General features: G+C 69.5%; 16 protein-coding genes. 5 read left to right on the top strand and 11 right to left on the bottom strand.

Annotated elements, in window-relative coordinates:
* Window positions 1-18: 18 nt before the first annotated feature.
* Window positions 19-1,206 (top strand): serine hydrolase domain-containing protein, encoded by a 1,188-nt coding sequence (locus AB0F91_RS01095; protein ID WP_360593670.1) that lies wholly within the window; start codon window positions 19-21, stop codon window positions 1,204-1,206.
* Between the two features lie 39 nt (window positions 1,207-1,245).
* Here AB0F91_RS01095 and AB0F91_RS01090 read toward each other — a convergent pair whose 3' ends face one another.
* From AB0F91_RS01090 to AB0F91_RS01075, 4 genes are all read right to left on the bottom strand, one after another.
* Window positions 1,246-2,586: a deoxyribodipyrimidine photo-lyase gene (locus AB0F91_RS01090; protein ID WP_360593668.1), complete on the bottom strand. Its 1,341-nt coding sequence runs from the start codon at window positions 2,584-2,586 to the stop codon at window positions 1,246-1,248.
* A 70-nt stretch (window positions 2,587-2,656) separates the two neighbouring features.
* Window positions 2,657-3,973, bottom strand: a complete 1,317-nt coding sequence (locus AB0F91_RS01085; protein WP_360593666.1) for a citrate synthase — start codon at window positions 3,971-3,973, stop codon at window positions 2,657-2,659.
* Window positions 3,974-4,164: 191 nt separating this feature from the next.
* On the bottom strand, window positions 4,165-5,106 hold the full coding sequence (locus AB0F91_RS01080) for a carbohydrate kinase (RefSeq protein ID WP_360593664.1): 942 nt from the start codon (window positions 5,104-5,106) through the stop codon (window positions 4,165-4,167).
* Window positions 5,107-5,147: 41 nt separating this feature from the next.
* Window positions 5,148-5,744, bottom strand: a complete 597-nt coding sequence (locus tag AB0F91_RS01075) for a TetR/AcrR family transcriptional regulator (RefSeq protein ID WP_360593662.1) — start codon at window positions 5,742-5,744, stop codon at window positions 5,148-5,150.
* A 124-nt stretch (window positions 5,745-5,868) separates the two neighbouring features.
* Here AB0F91_RS01075 and AB0F91_RS01070 point away from each other — a divergent pair, with 124 nt between their 5' ends.
* Window positions 5,869-7,014: an acyl-CoA dehydrogenase family protein gene (locus AB0F91_RS01070; RefSeq protein WP_360593660.1), complete on the top strand. Its 1,146-nt coding sequence runs from the start codon at window positions 5,869-5,871 to the stop codon at window positions 7,012-7,014.
* 195 nt (window positions 7,015-7,209) lie between these two features.
* Here AB0F91_RS01070 and AB0F91_RS01065 read toward each other — a convergent pair whose 3' ends face one another.
* Genes AB0F91_RS01065 through AB0F91_RS01055 form a run of 3 tightly spaced genes read right to left on the bottom strand, consistent with a single transcriptional unit; the run spans window position 7,210 to window position 9,832 of the window.
* Entirely contained in the window at window positions 7,210-8,430 is a 1,221-nt protein-coding gene (locus AB0F91_RS01065; RefSeq protein ID WP_360593658.1) for an amidohydrolase, read from the bottom strand.
* 11 nt (window positions 8,431-8,441) lie between these two features.
* Entirely contained in the window at window positions 8,442-8,948 is a 507-nt protein-coding gene (locus tag AB0F91_RS01060) for a GNAT family N-acetyltransferase (RefSeq protein ID WP_360595094.1), read from the bottom strand.
* Entirely contained in the window at window positions 8,927-9,832 is a 906-nt protein-coding gene (locus AB0F91_RS01055; RefSeq protein WP_360593656.1) for an aldose 1-epimerase family protein, read from the bottom strand. Before AB0F91_RS01055 ends, AB0F91_RS01060 begins: the two co-directional genes overlap by 22 nt.
* 88 nt (window positions 9,833-9,920) lie before the next feature.
* Between AB0F91_RS01055 and AB0F91_RS01050 the strand changes: the two genes are divergently transcribed.
* Both AB0F91_RS01050 and AB0F91_RS01045 read left to right on the top strand, forming a co-directional pair.
* Window positions 9,921-10,499, top strand: a complete 579-nt coding sequence (locus AB0F91_RS01050; RefSeq protein WP_360593654.1) for a TetR/AcrR family transcriptional regulator — start codon at window positions 9,921-9,923, stop codon at window positions 10,497-10,499.
* Window positions 10,499-11,302 carry an MBL fold metallo-hydrolase gene (locus AB0F91_RS01045; protein ID WP_360593652.1) on the top strand — a complete coding sequence of 268 codons (804 nt, stop codon included), beginning with the start codon at window positions 10,499-10,501 and terminating at the stop codon, window positions 11,300-11,302. The genes AB0F91_RS01050 and AB0F91_RS01045 overlap by 1 nt, the downstream gene beginning before the upstream one ends.
* On the opposite strand, the gene AB0F91_RS01040 is transcribed toward AB0F91_RS01045, so the two are convergent.
* The 4 genes from AB0F91_RS01040 to pdxH all read right to left on the bottom strand — a co-directional run bounded on the left by AB0F91_RS01040 (window position 11,280) and on the right by pdxH (window position 15,582).
* On the bottom strand, window positions 11,280-12,650 hold the full coding sequence (locus AB0F91_RS01040; RefSeq protein ID WP_360593650.1) for an APC family permease: 1,371 nt from the start codon (window positions 12,648-12,650) through the stop codon (window positions 11,280-11,282). The genes AB0F91_RS01045 and AB0F91_RS01040 overlap by 23 nt on opposite strands.
* Before the next feature lie 38 nt (window positions 12,651-12,688).
* Complete coding sequence (locus AB0F91_RS01035; RefSeq protein WP_360593648.1) at window positions 12,689-13,219, bottom strand: hypothetical protein; 531 nt, start codon at window positions 13,217-13,219, stop codon at window positions 12,689-12,691.
* A gap of 24 nt (window positions 13,220-13,243) precedes the next feature.
* Entirely contained in the window at window positions 13,244-14,524 is a 1,281-nt protein-coding gene (locus tag AB0F91_RS01030) for an MFS transporter (protein ID WP_360595092.1), read from the bottom strand.
* Between the two features lie 374 nt (window positions 14,525-14,898).
* Window positions 14,899-15,582, bottom strand: a complete 684-nt coding sequence (gene pdxH, locus AB0F91_RS01025; RefSeq protein ID WP_360593647.1) for a pyridoxamine 5'-phosphate oxidase — start codon at window positions 15,580-15,582, stop codon at window positions 14,899-14,901.
* 231 nt (window positions 15,583-15,813) lie between these two features.
* On the opposite strand from pdxH, the gene AB0F91_RS01020 reads away from it, so the two are divergent.
* Window positions 15,814-16,011 carry a hypothetical protein gene (locus AB0F91_RS01020; RefSeq protein WP_360593645.1) on the top strand — a complete coding sequence of 66 codons (198 nt, stop codon included), beginning with the start codon at window positions 15,814-15,816 and terminating at the stop codon, window positions 16,009-16,011.
* Window positions 16,012-16,079: the final 68 nt, after the last annotated feature.

The raw sequence follows: 16,079 nt of genomic DNA, 5'->3' as shown, positions 1-16,079 counted from the left end.
GTCGAAAGACTCGCTGCCATGAAGAGAAACCCGTTGATCCGCATCGCCGCGGCCGCGAGCGCCACCCTCCTGCTCACCGCCGCCGTGACCCCGGCCGCGCTCGCCGAGCCCGCGTCCTTCTCGAACCCCGCTGTGTCTCCGAAGTACACGCTGTCTCCGAGGAACACGTTGCCGCCGATGAACCCGGCCTCGCTGGCGGGCGCCATCGCCGGCCTCCCCAATGACCAGGCCACCGGCGCGCTCGTGCAGGTCCGCGGCTCGGCCGGCGCGTGGAGCGGTGTGTCCGGGACAGCCGACCTGAGCACCGGGGCACCCGTCCCGGCGAACGCGCACTTCCGCATCGGCAGCATCACCAAGACGTTCACCGCCGTCGTCGTGCTGCAGCTCGCGGCCGAGCACCGGCTCGACCTCGACGCGCCCGTGCAGCGCTACCTGCCGGGCCTGCTGCCGGCCGGCTACCCGCGGATCACCGTCGCGCAGCTGCTCAACCACACCAGCGGTCTGCCCGGCGTCGACCTGCCCGCTGATCCGCAGTGGATCGTCGAGAACCGCTACACCGTTTTCACCCCGCAGCAAGTGCTGGCCACGGCGTTCCGGCACGGCCTGGTCTTCGCACCCGGCACGCAGCAGCAGTACACGAACACCAACTACCTGGTTGCCGGGCTGCTCGTCGAGAAGCTCACGCACCACTCCTACGGCGACGAGGTGCGCGACCGCATCCTGCGCCCGCTCGGCCTGCGCGAGACCTCCGTGCCGGGCAACGACCCGAACCTGCCCGCGCCCTACGCCCACGGCTACCAGGTCGTGAACGGGCAGCTCGTGGACCTGACCCGCATGAACCAGTCGATCCCCTGGGCCGCGGGCGAGATGATCTCCACGACGCGCGACCTCGACAAGTTCCTGATCGCCCTGTTCCAGGGCCGGCTGGTGCCGAACCCGGTGCTGCAGCGCATGTTCACCGTGCCCGCCGTGACCATCTTCGGCACTGACGACCCCGCGATCTACAGCCAGGGCCTGATGACCTCGACCGTCAACGGCGTCACCGTCTGGGGCAAGACCGGCAGCCGCTACGGCTACACCAATGGCATCTGGGCCACCCGTGACCTGCAGCGCCGCGCGGTCTACTCGATCAACACCACGGACAAGGGCTTCGAAGGCCAGCCCGAGATCGTGCAGAAGCTCGCGCTCGCCATCGGCGGCCTCTGAGGCCACGGACGGCCCGGTCTCGGGGTCCGGGCCGTCCACTCAGGACCCGGTGATCGCCCCATACCGCTGCAACGCCACCTGCCGCTCGTGCGCGTGGTCGACCAGCGGCGCCGGATAGTCCTCCGGACGATGCTTCAGCTTGTGCACCGCTTTGCCGGCCACACCACGAAGCTCCGGCACAAACCGCCGCACATAATCCCCGTCCGGATCGAACTTCTCGCCCTGCGTGGTGGGGTTGAAAACACGGAAGTAGGGAGCCGCATCAGTACCCGAGCCGGCAACCCACTGCCAGTTCAGCTGGTTGGAGGCGAGGTCACCGTCCACGAGGTGCCGCATGAAGTGCCGCGCACCCCACCACCAAGGCAGGTGCAGGTCCTTCACGAGGAAGCTCGCGACGACCATCCGGACCCGGTTGTGCATCCAGCCCTCTGCGAGCAGCTGGCGCATGCCGGCGTCGACGATCGGGTAGCCGGTGCGGCCGGCGCACCACGCGTCGAACGCGTCCGAGTCGGAATCGTGGTCCATGCGGTCGAAGCGTGAGTCGTAGTTCTCGCGGGCGGTTTCCGGGCGGTGCCACAGCACATCCGCGTGGAATTCGCGCCAGCACAGCTCCGAGCGCAGTGCCTGGGCACCGTCGCTGGAATCACCCGACAAGTCGGCGAGCATCGTGCGCGGGTGAAGGGCGCCCCAGCGCAGGTAGGGCGACATCCGCGTGGTGCCCCCGCGGTCGGGGCGGTCGCGGTCGGTGGCGTAGGAACGCACGCCCGAGTCGAGGAAATCGTGCCAAGCCGAGAGTGCCGCCGGCTCTCCGGGCGGAGGCAACGCCATCTCCCCGAGGTCGGGGAGCGCGGGGAGCTTGCGCGACGCAGCGGGCTCGACCCAGTCCACAAGGGACGCACCCGTGTCCGCCGGGCGCCGCCACCCGTGTCGCGTCCACGCGCGGTGGAACGGTGTGAACACGCGGTACGGATCACCGTCCGGTTTGGTCACTCGTCCCGGCGCCACGGCGTACGGCGAGCCCGTGGCCACCCACGAAATGTCGTGCTCCGCCAACGCTTCCGCCACGGCATCGTCCCGGCAACGACCGTACGGCCCGTGGTCAGCGCTCACGTGCACCGCCGAAGCACCCACCGACCGCGCCACGCGCAGGACTTCTCGCACCGGATCACCGTGCGCCACCATCAGCCGGCCCTCCAGCGCGGCGTCCAGCGATTCCAGACACCCCCACAGGAACGCCCGCCGCGGCGCGCCCGACGGCTTCAGCAGCTTCTCGTCGAGCACGTACAACGCCAGCACCGGCTCGCCGGCCTCCGCGGCCGCCAGCAGCGCCGCGTGGTCGCCGAGCCGCAGGTCTCGCCGGAACCACAGCACGCTCGTCATACCCGCCAACGCTAAACGCCCCGCCGTGCGGCTGCACGGCGGGGCGTTCAGAGCAGTTCGGAAGCGGGACTCAGCGCTCCGAGATCGACTTGTAGTCGCGCGACGCGTGACCGGTGTAGATCTGGCGCGGGCGCCCGATCTTGGTCTGCGGGTCGTTGATCATCTCGCGCCAGTGCGCGATCCAGCCGGGGAGCCGGCCGAGCGCGAACAGCACGGTGAAGAACTTCGTCGGGAACCCGAGCGCCCGGTAGATGAGACCGGTGTAGAAGTCCACGTTCGGGTACAGCTTGCGCTCGACGAAGTAGTCGTCGGAGAGCGCCGTCTCCTCGAGTTTCTTGGCGATGTCGAGCAGCTGGTCGCCACCCGCGATCTTGCCGAGGATCTCGTCGGCGGTGTTCTTGATGATCTTCGCGCGCGGGTCGTAGTTCTTGTAGACCCGGTGCCCGAAGCCCATGAGCTTGACACCCTTTTCCTTGTTCTTCACGCGGTTCACGAACGTGGCGACATCGCCGCCCTCGTCGCGAATGCCCTCGAGCATGTCGAGAACAGCTGCGTTGGCACCGCCGTGGAGCGGGCCGAACAGGGCGTTGATGCCCGCCGAGATGCTGGCGAACAGGTTCGCCTCCGACGAGCCGACCAGGCGCACCGTCGACGTCGAGCAGTTCTGCTCGTGGTCGGCGTGCAGGATGAACAGCAGGTCGAGGGCCTTGGCGACGGCGGGGTCCACCTCGTACGGCTCCGCGGGGAAGCCGAAGGTCATCCGCAGGAAGTTCTCCACCAGGCCCAGCGAGTTGTCCGGGTACAGCAGCGGCTGGCCCACGGACTTCTTGTACGCGTAGGCAGCCAGGGTCGGCACCTTCGCGAGCAGGCGGATGGTGGACAGCTCCACGTTGGGCTCGTCGAACGGGTTCAGCGAGTCCTGGTAAAAGGTCGACAGCGCCGAGACCGCGCTCGAGAGCACGGGCATCGGGTGCGCGTCGCGCGGGAAGCCCGAGAAGAACGCCTTGAGGTCCTCGTGCAGCAGGGTGTGCCGCTGGATCTTCTCGGTGAAGTCGGCGAGCTGGGCCTCGGTGGGCAGCTCACCGTAGATGAGCAGGTAGGACACCTCGATGAAGCTGGACTTCTCGGCGAGCTGCTCGATCGGGTACCCGCGGTAGCGCAGGATGCCCGCATCACCGTCGATGTAGGTGATGGCCGACGACGCGGCACCGGTGTTCACGAACCCGGGGTCGTAAGTGATGTACCCCGTCTGCGCGAGCAGCTTCCCCAGCTCGATCCCGGGTGCACCCTCCACCGGGTGTACGACCTTGAATTCGTGCTCGCCACTCGGCAGGCGCAGCGTCGCGGTTTCGCCGCCGGACTGCCCCGCATTCGTCGCGTCGGACATGCAGGTCCCTCTCACGTTGGCACGGGCCGGCGGCGCCTGTACGTTTCACAGGTAGCCACGTGTTCACGCGAGGAAACACGCGCCTCGCTGCACACCGCCCCGCTGGGGTATGAATTCCCCCCTACGCTAGTCGAAATAAGGGTGTGCGCGCAGCCGCTGCGTTGCCCTCAATAGCCCCTTTGGGACCAGGTTCACACGGTGGAAGCCATTTCCCGCGCCGTCGGCGGCTCCGCGCCGCTGCGGGAGACGGTGATCGAGGCCGCTTTGGCGGCGTAGCCGAGCGCCTCGCGCCACGCGTCGGCGTCGAGAGCGGCCAGGTCACGGACCTCGCGGGCGTGGAGCCACGCCAGCAGCGAGCCCTGCACGGTGTCGCCCGCCCCGATCGTGTCGACCACCGGTACCCGGCGCGAAGGCACGTGGGCCAGCTCACCTGCGGCGGTGATCACGGACAGGCCTTCGGCGCCGCGCGTGAGGACGACCGCGTCCACACCGGACTCGACCCACGTCTTCGCGGCTGCCACCGGATCGGCTCCTTCAGTGAGCCACGCCGCGTCGTCGTCGGAGATCTTCAGCAACCGGACATCGGGAAGCCACGACGCGAACCGTGCGCGGTAGGCGGCCGGGTCGGCGATGAGCGCCTCGCGGATGTTCGGGTCGAGCGCGGTGAGGGTGCCGCGCGCGGCCTCGCGGCGCAGCACCGCTTCGTACGCGCTGGCGCCGGGCTCCAGCACCAGGCCGAGCGTGCCGAGCGAAAGCGCGGTGACGCCGTCGGGCAGCGTGCCCGGGTCGGTCACGAGCCGGTCGGCCGTGCCCTCGACGTAGAAGGTGTAACGAGCGGCACCCGTTTGGTCCAGTGCCACCACGGCGAGCGTGGTCGGCTCGTCGCCGCGCTGGAGCAGCGAGGTGTCCACGCCGGAGTCGACGAGCCGGTCGACGAGCGCAGCGCCGAACCGGTCGGTGGACACGCGGGACAGGAACGACGCCGGCACACCGAGCCGCGCGGCGGCGAGCGCGACGTTGTAGGGCCCGCCACCCAACCGTGGCAGCAGAGCACGCAGCCCACCGTCTACATTGGAGCCCAACGGTTCACCCGGTACGAGGTCGACCAGCGCCTCTCCACCCACCACGATCACGAGCGCGAGTGTAGAGGACCTGTTCTTGACAAATCCTGTCCTCAGTCCTTGGTCAACCCACCGAGGAGGAGCTCACCGAGCGCGGTGAACGCCTCCGCGTCGGACACGTCGGTGCGGCGCCCGAGCACGCCGGTCTGGATGCCCTCGACGATCAGACCCGTCATCTCGGCGACGAGGCGGGCGTGCACGTCGCGGAACACGCCGTCGGCCACCCCCTTGTCGATGAACGCGCGGATGCGGCGGGCGGCGGCACGGCTGTTGAGCTGGTAGCTGTCGCGCGCCGGCTCGAACTGCGCGATGTCGGTCATGAACGCGGGCGACGCGCGGTTCAGGTGCTCCGAGACGCCGGCGAGGTACTCCCCGATCAGCTTGCGCGCGTCGTCGATGCCCTCGATGCGGGTCTCGATGCGCTTCGCGGCGCCCCTGAAGAAGTGGGCGACGACCTTCACCGCGAGCTGCTCCTTGCTGGGGGCGAGCGCGTAGAGGGTCGATTTGGAGCAGCGCAGGCGTGCGGCCAGGTCGTCGAGCGTGAAGCCGGCGAAACCCTCCGCGAGGAACAGCGTCTCGAGCTCGGCGAGCAACGCCTGCTGCCGCGCCGTCGGACGACGGCGGCCTTCGGGTTCGGACTGTACTGCCATCGGGGGCCACCAGCTTTCCTGATCGCGTCACTATCCCTCATCAAGTCAGGACAGCTCCCACCTCCGTACGGTACTCTGAAACGGCCCACAGTACTGTTTTCAGTACTCCCGCACTGGAGGAGCCATGCCGGCGGACCGTTTGCTGCCCACCCCCGAGGCCGAGGACCTGCTTGCTCGGGTCAGGGAGATCGCACGCGACGAGTTGAAGCCCCGCGCCGCGGCGGCCGAGGAGGCCGAGCAGTTCCCGCGCGACGCGTTCACACTGCTGGGCAAGTCCGGGCTGCTGGGGCTGCCGTACGCCGAGCGCTGGGGTGGCGCCGACCTGCCGTACGAGGTGTATCTGCAGGCGCTGGAGGAGGTCGCCGCCGCGTGGATGACGGTCGGCGTGGGGTTGTCGGTGCACACGATGTCCTGCTACGCGCTGGCCCACTACGGCACCGACGAGCAGCGCGAGCAGTGGCTGCCGGACATGCTCGGCGGCTCGCTGCTGGGCGCGTACGCCCTGTCAGAGACGCAGGCCGGCTCCGACGCGGCCGCTTTGTCGACCCGCGCCCGCCGCGACGGCGACGACTACGTGGTCAACGGCACCAAGGCCTGGATCACCCACGCCGGTGTCGCCGACTTCTACACCACCATGGTCCGCACGAGCGACGACGGCGGCCACGGCATCTCGTGCCTGCTCGTCGACTCGTCGACTCCCGGCCTCTCGGCCGCGGCCCGCGAACGCAAGATGGGCCTCACGGGCTCCCCGACGGCCCAGATGATCTTCGACCACGCCCGGGTGCCGGTTTCCCGCCGGATCGGTGACGAGGGTTCCGGCCTGAAGATCGCGCTGTCGTCCCTGAGCTCCGGCCGCCTCGGCATCGCCGCCTGCGCCGTGGGCCTGGCGCAGGCCGCGCTGGACGAGGCCGTGGCCTACGCCAAGGGCCGTACCCAGTTCGGCAAGCCCATCATCGAGTTCCAGGGCCTGGAGTTCCTGCTCGCAGACATGGCCGCCACGGTCGAATCCGCCCGCGCGACCTACCTCGACGCCGCCCGGCGCCGCGACCGCGGCCTCGACTTCCAGCGCCAGTCGTCCATCGCGAAACTCGTCGCCACCGACGGCGCCATGAAGGTGACCACCGACGCCGTCCAGGTCCTCGGCGGCGCCGGCTACACGCGCGACTTCCCAGTCGAGCGCTACATGCGCGAGGCGAAGGTCCCGCAGATCTTCGAGGGGACGAACCAGATCCAGCGGATGGTGATCGCGCGGGCGTTGAAGGCGGCCTGACGCCTGGTAGCGGATCTTCAGCCAACGGTCACGTAGCGTGGTCGGCGAGATCGAGCCCGGCTAAAACGCACCGACCACGTGACCAAGCACGACGAGTACGCCGACGCCGGCATCCCGTCCTACCGGATCGTCGACCTCACCGCGCTCACCGCTGGGGGGCACCGAACCCTCGGCGCCCCCCAGCGGTGGCGCAGGTCAGCGGGTTTCGCGGTACCGGCGGTCCGCCGCGACGCCTTCGCCGGTGGACTCGTCGTAGTGGTAGACCTCGCGACCCCGGACGAAGACGCGCAGGGCGCGGTTCATGACGTCCAGCGGGTCGCCCGACCAGAGGACCACGTCGGCGTCCAGGCCGGGCGCCAGTGAGCCGATGCGGTCGTCGAGGCCGAGCATCTCGGCCGGGTGCACGGTGAGCGAGCGCAGCGCCGTCTCGGGGTCCAGGCCGTCCTTCACGGCGAGGGCCGCTTGGTAGACGAGGAAGTTGATCGGGACCACGGGGTGGTCGGTGGTGATGGCGATCTTCACGCCCGCACGGGCCAGGATTCCGGCCGAGCGCAGGGAGCGGTTGCGCAGCTCGACCTTGGACTTCGTGGTGAACAGGGGGCCCAGGATGACGGGCACGCCGCGCTCGGCCAGCAGGTCGGCGATGAGGTGGCCCTCGGTGCCGTGGTTGATCACGAGCTTGTAGCCGAACTCGTCGGCCAGCCGGATGGCCGTGACCATGTCGTCGGCGCGGTGCACGTGCTGGTCCCAGTACAGCTCACCGTCCAGGACCTTCGACAGCGTCTCGTGCGTCAGGTCGACCTCGTGCGGCTTGCCTTCCGCGAGGGCGTGCTCGCGCTTGGCCTGGTAGTTGCGGGCCTTGGTGAACGCCTCGCGCAGGATCGCGGCCACGCCGAGGCGGGTCGACGGCGTCTGCTTCTTGTCGCCGTACACGCGCTTCGGGTTCTCGCCCAGGGCGCTTTTCACGCTCACCTGCTCGGCGAACGTCATGTCCAGGATGCTGCGGCCCCACGTCTTCACGCCGATGGTCTGGCCGCCGATCGGGTTGCCCGACCCCGGCTTGATCACCACGCTCGTGACACCGCCGGCCAGCGCGTCGTCGAAGCCCGGCTCGTACGGGTCGATGCCGTCGACGGCGCGGAAGCGGGCGCCGTTCGGGTCGGTCATCTCGTTGGTGTCGTTGCCGGCCCAGCCTTCACCGTCCTCGTGGACGCCGAGGTGCGCGTGCGCGTCGATGAAGCCCGGCAGGACCCAGCTGCCGGACGCGTCGACGAGCTCGGCGTCCTCCGGCACGTCCACGTCGGCGGCGGCGCCGACCTGGACGATCCGGCCGTCCTCGATGAGCACGGTGCCGTCCTCGATGGGAGCCGCACCGACGGGGACGACGTAGCCCCCCACAATCGCCTTAGAAGCCATAGTTTGACACGCTAACGAATTGCCGCGGGTGCGCGCTCGCGGGGTTTCTCCAGGTGGATGAGCTGGTAGTTTGCCTCGGAGCTGCGGTGGGTCTCGCGGTAGCCCAGCTTCGCGTACAGCCGCAGCGGCCCGGCGGAGCGCTCGCCGGTGAACAGCCGGAACCGCGTGACCTCCGCGGGGGCCAGCTCCTCCGCCGCGAGCAGCAACGCGGTGCCGAGCCCCTCGCCCTGCCGGTCCGGCGCCACGGCCAGCCGGCCGACCTCGCCGACGTCGCCGTTCACCCGGACCCGCACCGTCGCGATCAGCCGCGAGCCGGCGCGCAGACCCCACACCGGCAGCGACGGGTCGGCGAGCGCCGAGCGCACGCTCTCCAACGGCTCCACCAGCGGCGGGAGCTCGAAGTTGTCGTGCGCGCGGGCCTCGCTGAGGTACGCGGCGCGCTGCAGCGTGAGCAGCTCACCGGCGTCGGCCTCGGTCAGCAGCTCGGGCGACACGGTCACAGGACGCGGATGCCCCAGCTACCGGTCCACGACGTCGCGGGCTCCAGTTCGATCAGGTCGGTGCCGGTGTTGAGCGCGTCGGCCGGGCAGGTCATCGGTTCCAACGCGACGGCGCGGCCGCGGCCGGTCAGGTCGTCGGGCGTGAACACCTGCACCCAGCGGAAGTCGGGACCGGTCCAGACCACCAGCTGCTGGTCCTCGTGGGAGAGCACGTGGTGGTGCGTGCCGTCGTCGGCGAGGGATAGGGAGCCGAAGGCCGTGTCGAGGTCGACGCCCGCGAGCACCCGGCCGTCGCGGAAGTCGTACTCGGTACCCGCGACATCCTGCTCGTCCGCGTACGGCATCTGCTGGTCACCGACGTACGGCCGCACGCGTGAAGCCGGCAGTGTGAGCGTCAGCTCGTCCGTCGGCACGTCGCCGATGCGGAAGTACGGGTGCGTGCCCACGCCGACGCCGACGGGCTGCTCACCCTCGTTGCGGATCTCGTGCGTGATCGTGAGCTCGCGCGGCTGCAGTTCGTAGGTGATGGTGGCGCGCAACGGCACCGGCCAGCCCGGCTGCACCTCGACGTCGACCGCGAGCGTGATCGACGACTCGGCGTGCTCCAGCAGCTCCCACTCCTTGTGGCGGGTGAGGCCGTGGATCGCGTTGCCGCGCGCGGCCTCCGTGATCTCCAGCTGCTGCATCTCGCCCTGGAACTCCCACTGTCCGCCTTTCGTGCGGTTCGGCCACGGAAGCAGCACCTGGCCGAGGCCCTTCGGCGGCTTCTCGTCGGCCGCGAACTCCTCGACGTAGGGCACACCGCCGACCTCGAACGCACGCAGACCGGCACCGATCTCGGTGACGATGGCGCGCGCGTTGCCGCGGGTGATTTCGAACTGCTCTCCGGTGGGGTTGGCCATGCCGCAGACATTACCGGCGGACACCACGTGGATGCGGCCGGTCAAACTAACTAGACCGGTCGTCATAGTTCGAGCTACGGTGAGCCGCATGGTCCGCCGCACTGACTCCCGTCGTCGCATGCTCGACACCGCCGCCGAGCTGTTCCAGGCGCAGGGCTACCACGCCACCGGCCTCACGCAGCTCGTCGCCGCGGGCGGGGCCCCGAAGGGCTCGCTGTACTTCCACTTCCCCGGCGGCAAGGAACAGCTGGCGGCCGAGGCCGTGCGGCTGTCGAGCGAACGAGTGGCCGACGTGCTGGCCACCGTGATCGCCGCCGCGCCGGACCCGGCGTCGGCGATCGACGCGGTGACCGACACCCTCGCCGCCTCGCTCACCGAGTCCGGCTTCCGGCGCGGGTGTCCACTTGCGACAGTCGCGCTGGAGGCCGCCGCGGAGAGCGAACCGATCCGCGAGGCCTGCCAGGACGGTTACGCCGGCTGGCACACGCGGTTGGCCGGGTACTTCACGTGCGAAGGCCTGCCCGCCGAACGCGCCGGTTCCCTGGCGACGGTGGTGCTCGCGGCGATCGAGGGCGCGCTGCTGTTCGCCAAGACCCGCCGCGACGTCACGCCCCTGCGCGACATCGCCGCCCACTTGCACACCACCGTCGAGAGGGAGTTCGCCTGATGCGCGTGCACCACCTGAACTGCGGCACCATGACGCCGATCGGCGGCCGGCTCGTCGACGGCCGACCCGGGCTGTTCCGGCACGCCACGCTCGTGTGCCACTGCCTGCTGCTCGAGACCGGCACCGGGCTCGTGCTGATCGAGACGGGCCTGGGCACGCCCGCCGTCGCCGACCCGGAACGCTGGCTGGGCCGCCGGTTCCTCACCCTGTCGAAGCCCGTGTCGCGCGCCGAGGAAACGGCCGTGAACCAGATCCGCGCCCTCGGCTTCGACCCGGCGGACGTGCGCGACGTCGTGCTGACCCACCTCGACCTCGACCACGCGGGTGGCCTCGTCGACTTCCCGCAGGCGCGTGTGCACGTCTACGCGGCCGAACTCGCGGCCTACCACGCCGGGAACAAGCGGTACCGCAAGGTCCAGTTCGCCCACGGTCCACAGTGGACTCCCTACGAGGACGCCGGCGACGACTGGTTCGGCTTCTCCGCCGTCAAGGAAATCGTCCCCGGCGTCGCGCTGATCCCCCTGGCCGGCCACACCCCCGGCCACGCCGGCGTCGCCGTCGACACCGACACCGGCTGGCTCCTCAACGCCGGCGACGCCTACTTCTTCCACTCCGAAATCGACGAACCGGCCCACATTCCGGCAGGGCTCGCCTTGTTCGAACGTCTGGTCCAGACATTGCCCGAGCCCCGGCTGGAGAACCAGCAGCGGCTGCGCGAGCTGCGGCGCACGAGCGACGTGACGATCTTCGCCGCCCACGACCGCACCGATTTCGAACGCCTCAGCCGACCTGCTCGCGCTTGAGATCCCGGCGATCCAGGCCACGTTTGACCAGCCAGTTCACGAACCACAGGATCACGCCCACACCCAGCAGGACGGCACCCACGGTGTAGTCGCTCGCCGGCCGGCCCGACAGCGGGCTCACGAGGTAGAGGCAGAAGATCGCGGCCAGCACGGGGATCGCCGTGGGCGCGCGGAAGTGCTTGTGCTCGACCTTGTCCTTGCGCAGCACGAGCAGGGCGATGTTGACGATGGCGAATACCACCAGCAACAGGAGCGCCGTGGTCCCGCCGAGCGCACTGATATCCACGAACGACACCAGGAGGATCGCGATCGCGCTCGTGAAGATGATCGACACCCACGGCGTGCGCCGCGTCGGGTGGACGCGGCCGAAGGCCGACGGCAGCACGCGTTCGTTGGCCAGGCCGTAGAGCAGGCGGCTGGCCATGAGCATGTTGATCAACGCCGAGTTGATGACCGCAAACAGGCCGATGGCCGAGAAGACTTCGCGTGGGAAGCCGGGAGCGCCGACGTCGAGCACGGTGAGCAGCGCGCTGCTCTTGGCCGCGGCCAGGTCGTCGGCCGGGACGAGCAGCGAGGACGTGATGGAGACCAGCACGTAGATCGTCGCGGCGACGACCATGCCCCAGAGCATGGCCTTCGGGAAGATGCGCACCGGGTCGTGGCATTCCTCGGCCATGTTCACGGAGTCCTCGAAGCCGACCATGGCGAAGAAGGCCAGCGAGGTCGCCGATGTGATGGCCACCAGCCACGTCTTGTCGGCGGTGTTGATCTCGACCAGCCGGGACGGCTCGCCGGCGCCGTTGATCACGGCCCACACCCCGACGCCGATGATGATCAGCAGGCCGGACAGTTCGATGCAGGTGAGCACCGCGTTGGCCTTCACCGATTCGCCCACGCCGCGGAAGTTGATGAGTCCCAGCGCGATCACGAACACGATCCCGACCAGCACCATCGGCAGCTTGACGAACGCCGCCAGGTACGTCGCGCCGAACGCGACCGCGGCCGACGACGCCGACGTGATGCCGGAGCACATCACCGCGAACGCGACCATGAACGTCAGGAACGGCACCCCGAACGCCTTGTTGGTGTACAGCGCGGCCCCCGCGGCTCGCGGGTACTTGCCGACCAGCTCCAGGTAGCTGAACGCGGTCATGAACGCGACCACGAACGCCAGCAGGAACGGCAGCCACAAGGCACCGCCGACCCGGCCGGCGACCTGGCCGGTCAGCGCGTAGATCCCCGTACCGATGATGTCGCCGACCACGAAGAACAACAGGAGCTTCGGCCCCATCACGCGCCGGAGACCCGGTCCACCCGTCTGCGGACCGTCCGCCCTAACGTCCGTCATGGGCGAATAGTCTGCCTTGTCTGGCTGCCGCGCGAAAGTCAGACGGCGGTGACAGCCGTTTTGACCAGCGGAATCATCATCTGCTGGGTCATCTTCACCGGGCCGGTGTAGTTGACGAGCACCGGCACGCCTTTGGCGATCTTGGCCGTGGCGAGCGTCGCGGTCTTCTGCTCGTCGACGTAGTACACGGCCCCATGGGGGAAGCCCGGCACGTCGACGGCGCCCGGCTTGGCCTTCTTGATGGCCGCGACCATCGCGGCCGGGTCGGCCTGGCGGCCCTCGTAGCGGGTCACGGCCAGCGCGCCGGCCTGCTTGTCGCCGACGAGGTATTCGCAGCTCGTGGCCTTGCCGCCGTTGCCGGCGTTCTCCTGGTTCGGGCCGACCTTCGAGGTGACGCCGGGGATCTTGATGGCGTTGCCGACCTCGCCGGCCGACAGCAGTGAACACGTCGAACCCGGCGGCGCGGGCTTCGTGGAAGTCGGTTTCGGCGGGGCGGCCTGCTGCTCACCCGAAGAGCAGGCGGTGAGCGCGGCGGCGGTGAGCAACAGGGCGACCGGGTAAACACGCATGCCCGGCATGTTAGGCCGTTTGGACTAGTCCCCCGCGACCGGTTCGGCGCCCTTCGCCGCGGCCGGCTCCGGATTGGCCCTTCCCACGGGCGCGCGGTAGCGCCAGAACGCGGGCAGCACCAGCATCGCCGCGAGCACCAGCACGATCACCAGCAACCCACCGCCCGTCGCGGCGGCCTCGGTGCCCCACGCGGCGCCGGCCCAGCCGTGCGTCAGGTCGGCCAGCCGCGGACCGCCTGCGACGACGACCGTGAACACGCCTTGGAGGCGGCCGCGCATCTCATCAGTGGTGGCGGTCTGGAGGATGGCCTGGCGGTAGACGGAGCTGACCATGTCGGCGCCGCCGGCCAGCGCCATGAAGATCACCGCGAGCCACAGCGAGTGCGCGAGCCCGAACACCGCGATCGCCGCGCCCCACAGGCAGATGGAGACCACGACGGCCACGCCTTGGCGCGAAACGCGGTGCAGCCAGCCGGAGAACAGGCCGATCACCATCGCGCCGGCCGGGAGCGCCGCGTAGAGCAGGCCCAGCGCCGGACCACCGCCCGGCGGGTCGCCGAACGTGCGCTCGGCCATCTCCGGGATCAGCGCGCGCGGCATGCCGGCGACCATGGCGATGATGTCGGCGACGAACGACGCCAGCAGCACCTTCTGCGTGGCCAGGTAGCGGAACCCGTCGACGACGTCACCGAACCTCGCGCGCCGCGACGGCCCGTTCAGTGGCGGGATCGGCGGCAGCCGCCACACGGCGATGAGCGTGATCATCAACGCGCACACGTCGACGAGGTACAGCGTCGACAGCCCGATCACGGGGATCAGCGCCCCGCCGAACAACGGCCCGAACACCGCACCGAACGTCGACATCGTCGTGTTCAGCGCGTTGGCTGACGGCAGCAGCTCAGGAGGCACCAGCCGCGCCACGACAGCGCCGCGCGTGGGCATGTTGATCGCGAAAAACGCCTGGTTGGCCGCCAGCAGCACCAGCACCAGCGTCACGGAGCGGAAGTCCGCGAAGGCCTGCAACCACAGCAGCGCCGAGGAGACCGCCACACCGATGTTCGTCACCAGCAGCAGCTTCCGCCGGTCGACCGCATCGGCGATCGCACCGCCCCACAACCCGAACACGAGCAGCGGCACCAGCGCGACGGCCCCGGTCAGCCCCACATACCCGGACGACCCGGTGAGGTCGAACACCTGCTTCGGCACCGCCACGGCCGTCAGCTGCGACCCGACCGCGGTCACCGCCGTCGACACCCACAACCGCCGGAACGCCGGAATCTTCAACGGCCGCGTATCGACCACGATGCGCCCGAGGACTCCACGCGCCCCCCGACGAGGGCGCGACGACCCCGGATGAGAACTCACGACTCACTATCTTAGCCGCGCTAACTATCGCCTCGCGGGTGATTTTGATCGCCGCCCGCCGCCCGAAATGCCGCATTCATCAGCAGCCCTCGCAGTAGACCCCACAACCCGCAGCCAACCCCACCCCACAAACGGCCACCAGTGCACCCAACTCACCCGTGCACCCAGACCCGGCCCCGCACCTCGATCCCCGCGCCCTTCACAATCAAAGATCGGGGTGCCTGCCAAAAAGGCGAGCGACCCCGCTCAACGCACCCAGCAGACACCCACCCACCGGCCACCGCGACAAGCAGCCAAACCGCAGATGCGTGGGATCAGGGAGCCAACCTCTCCACCAACCACCCATCATCCGTCCGCCTGAACCTCAACCGATCATGCATCCGGTCTTCCCGCCCCTGCCAGAACTCCACAAAGTCAGGCCGGATCCGCCACCCACCCCAATGTGGTGGCGCCGGAATCCGCTCCACGTCCTCGAATCGCCGCTCGATCCCGCGCAGCGCGTTGTCCAAGGCTCGCCGGCCGTCGACGATCCGCGACTGCGGCGAAGCCCAAGCCCCCAGCTGCGAGCCCCGCGGCCGCTGCGCCCAATACGCAGCCGTCTCCGCGGAGTCGACCTTCTCGACCTCTCCCCGCACCGTCACCTGCCGCTGCAGGGAGTACCAGGGGAACGTCGCCGACGCGTACCGCGTGGCCGTGAGGTTGTGGCTCTTCGCCGAGGTGTAGTTCGTGTAGAAGACCACGCCGCGCTCGTCGAGGCCCTTGCACAGGACCGTGCGCGACGAGGGGTGGCCCTCCTGGTCCGCGGTGGCGAGGACCATCGCGTTGGGTTCGGCGACGCCTTCGGAGATCGCCTGGCTCAGCCAGTTCTGCAGCTGCTCGGTCCAGGTGGCCGCGAGCGCCGTCTCGTCGAACGGGGCGCCGTCGTAGGCCACCCGCATCCCGGGCAGCCGGACCACCGCGTCGGCTACGTCGGCCACCTCGTCGGTCTCCGGCATCATGGGCCCCAACCTCCGTACCCCTGGTGAGGGTGTCGACTCATCGGTATCCGCCGACGGTATTGGGTCCTCAGCTGCGGCGAAACCCACCGAACGGTGACTCCTGCCACCCTCTGGTGCTCACCGGCCCGTAACCGCAGGACCCCAAACCGTAACCCCCGGGTTACCTTGCGAACCCTGATCGATAAAGGCGCGGCCTAGCGTCTGGCCTCCCCACCGTCTGGAGGCAGGCCCGTGACCGACACCCTGTCCGGAACCGGCGAAGGCACCACGAAGCCGCAGCGGACGTACCCAGCTCTCGCTGCCAACGAGAACCGCGAGGACTACTCGCTCCGGTTCGCCGCTCACTCGTTCCGCCGCTGGTCCCCGCTCGTGGTCGCGACCACCGCGCTCGGCGGCATCGCCTACTCGCCGACTTCGCGATTGGTGTGAGCATCGTGCTCTCCTACGGCTTCACGTCCGGCGTGCTGGCCATCCTCGCCGCGGCCGTCGTGATCTTC

The organism is Amycolatopsis sp. NPDC023774 (genome assembly GCF_040639695.1).
Lineage (GTDB): Bacteria > Actinomycetota > Actinomycetes > Mycobacteriales > Pseudonocardiaceae > Amycolatopsis.
This window is presented reverse-complemented; position numbering and strand designations above follow the sequence as displayed.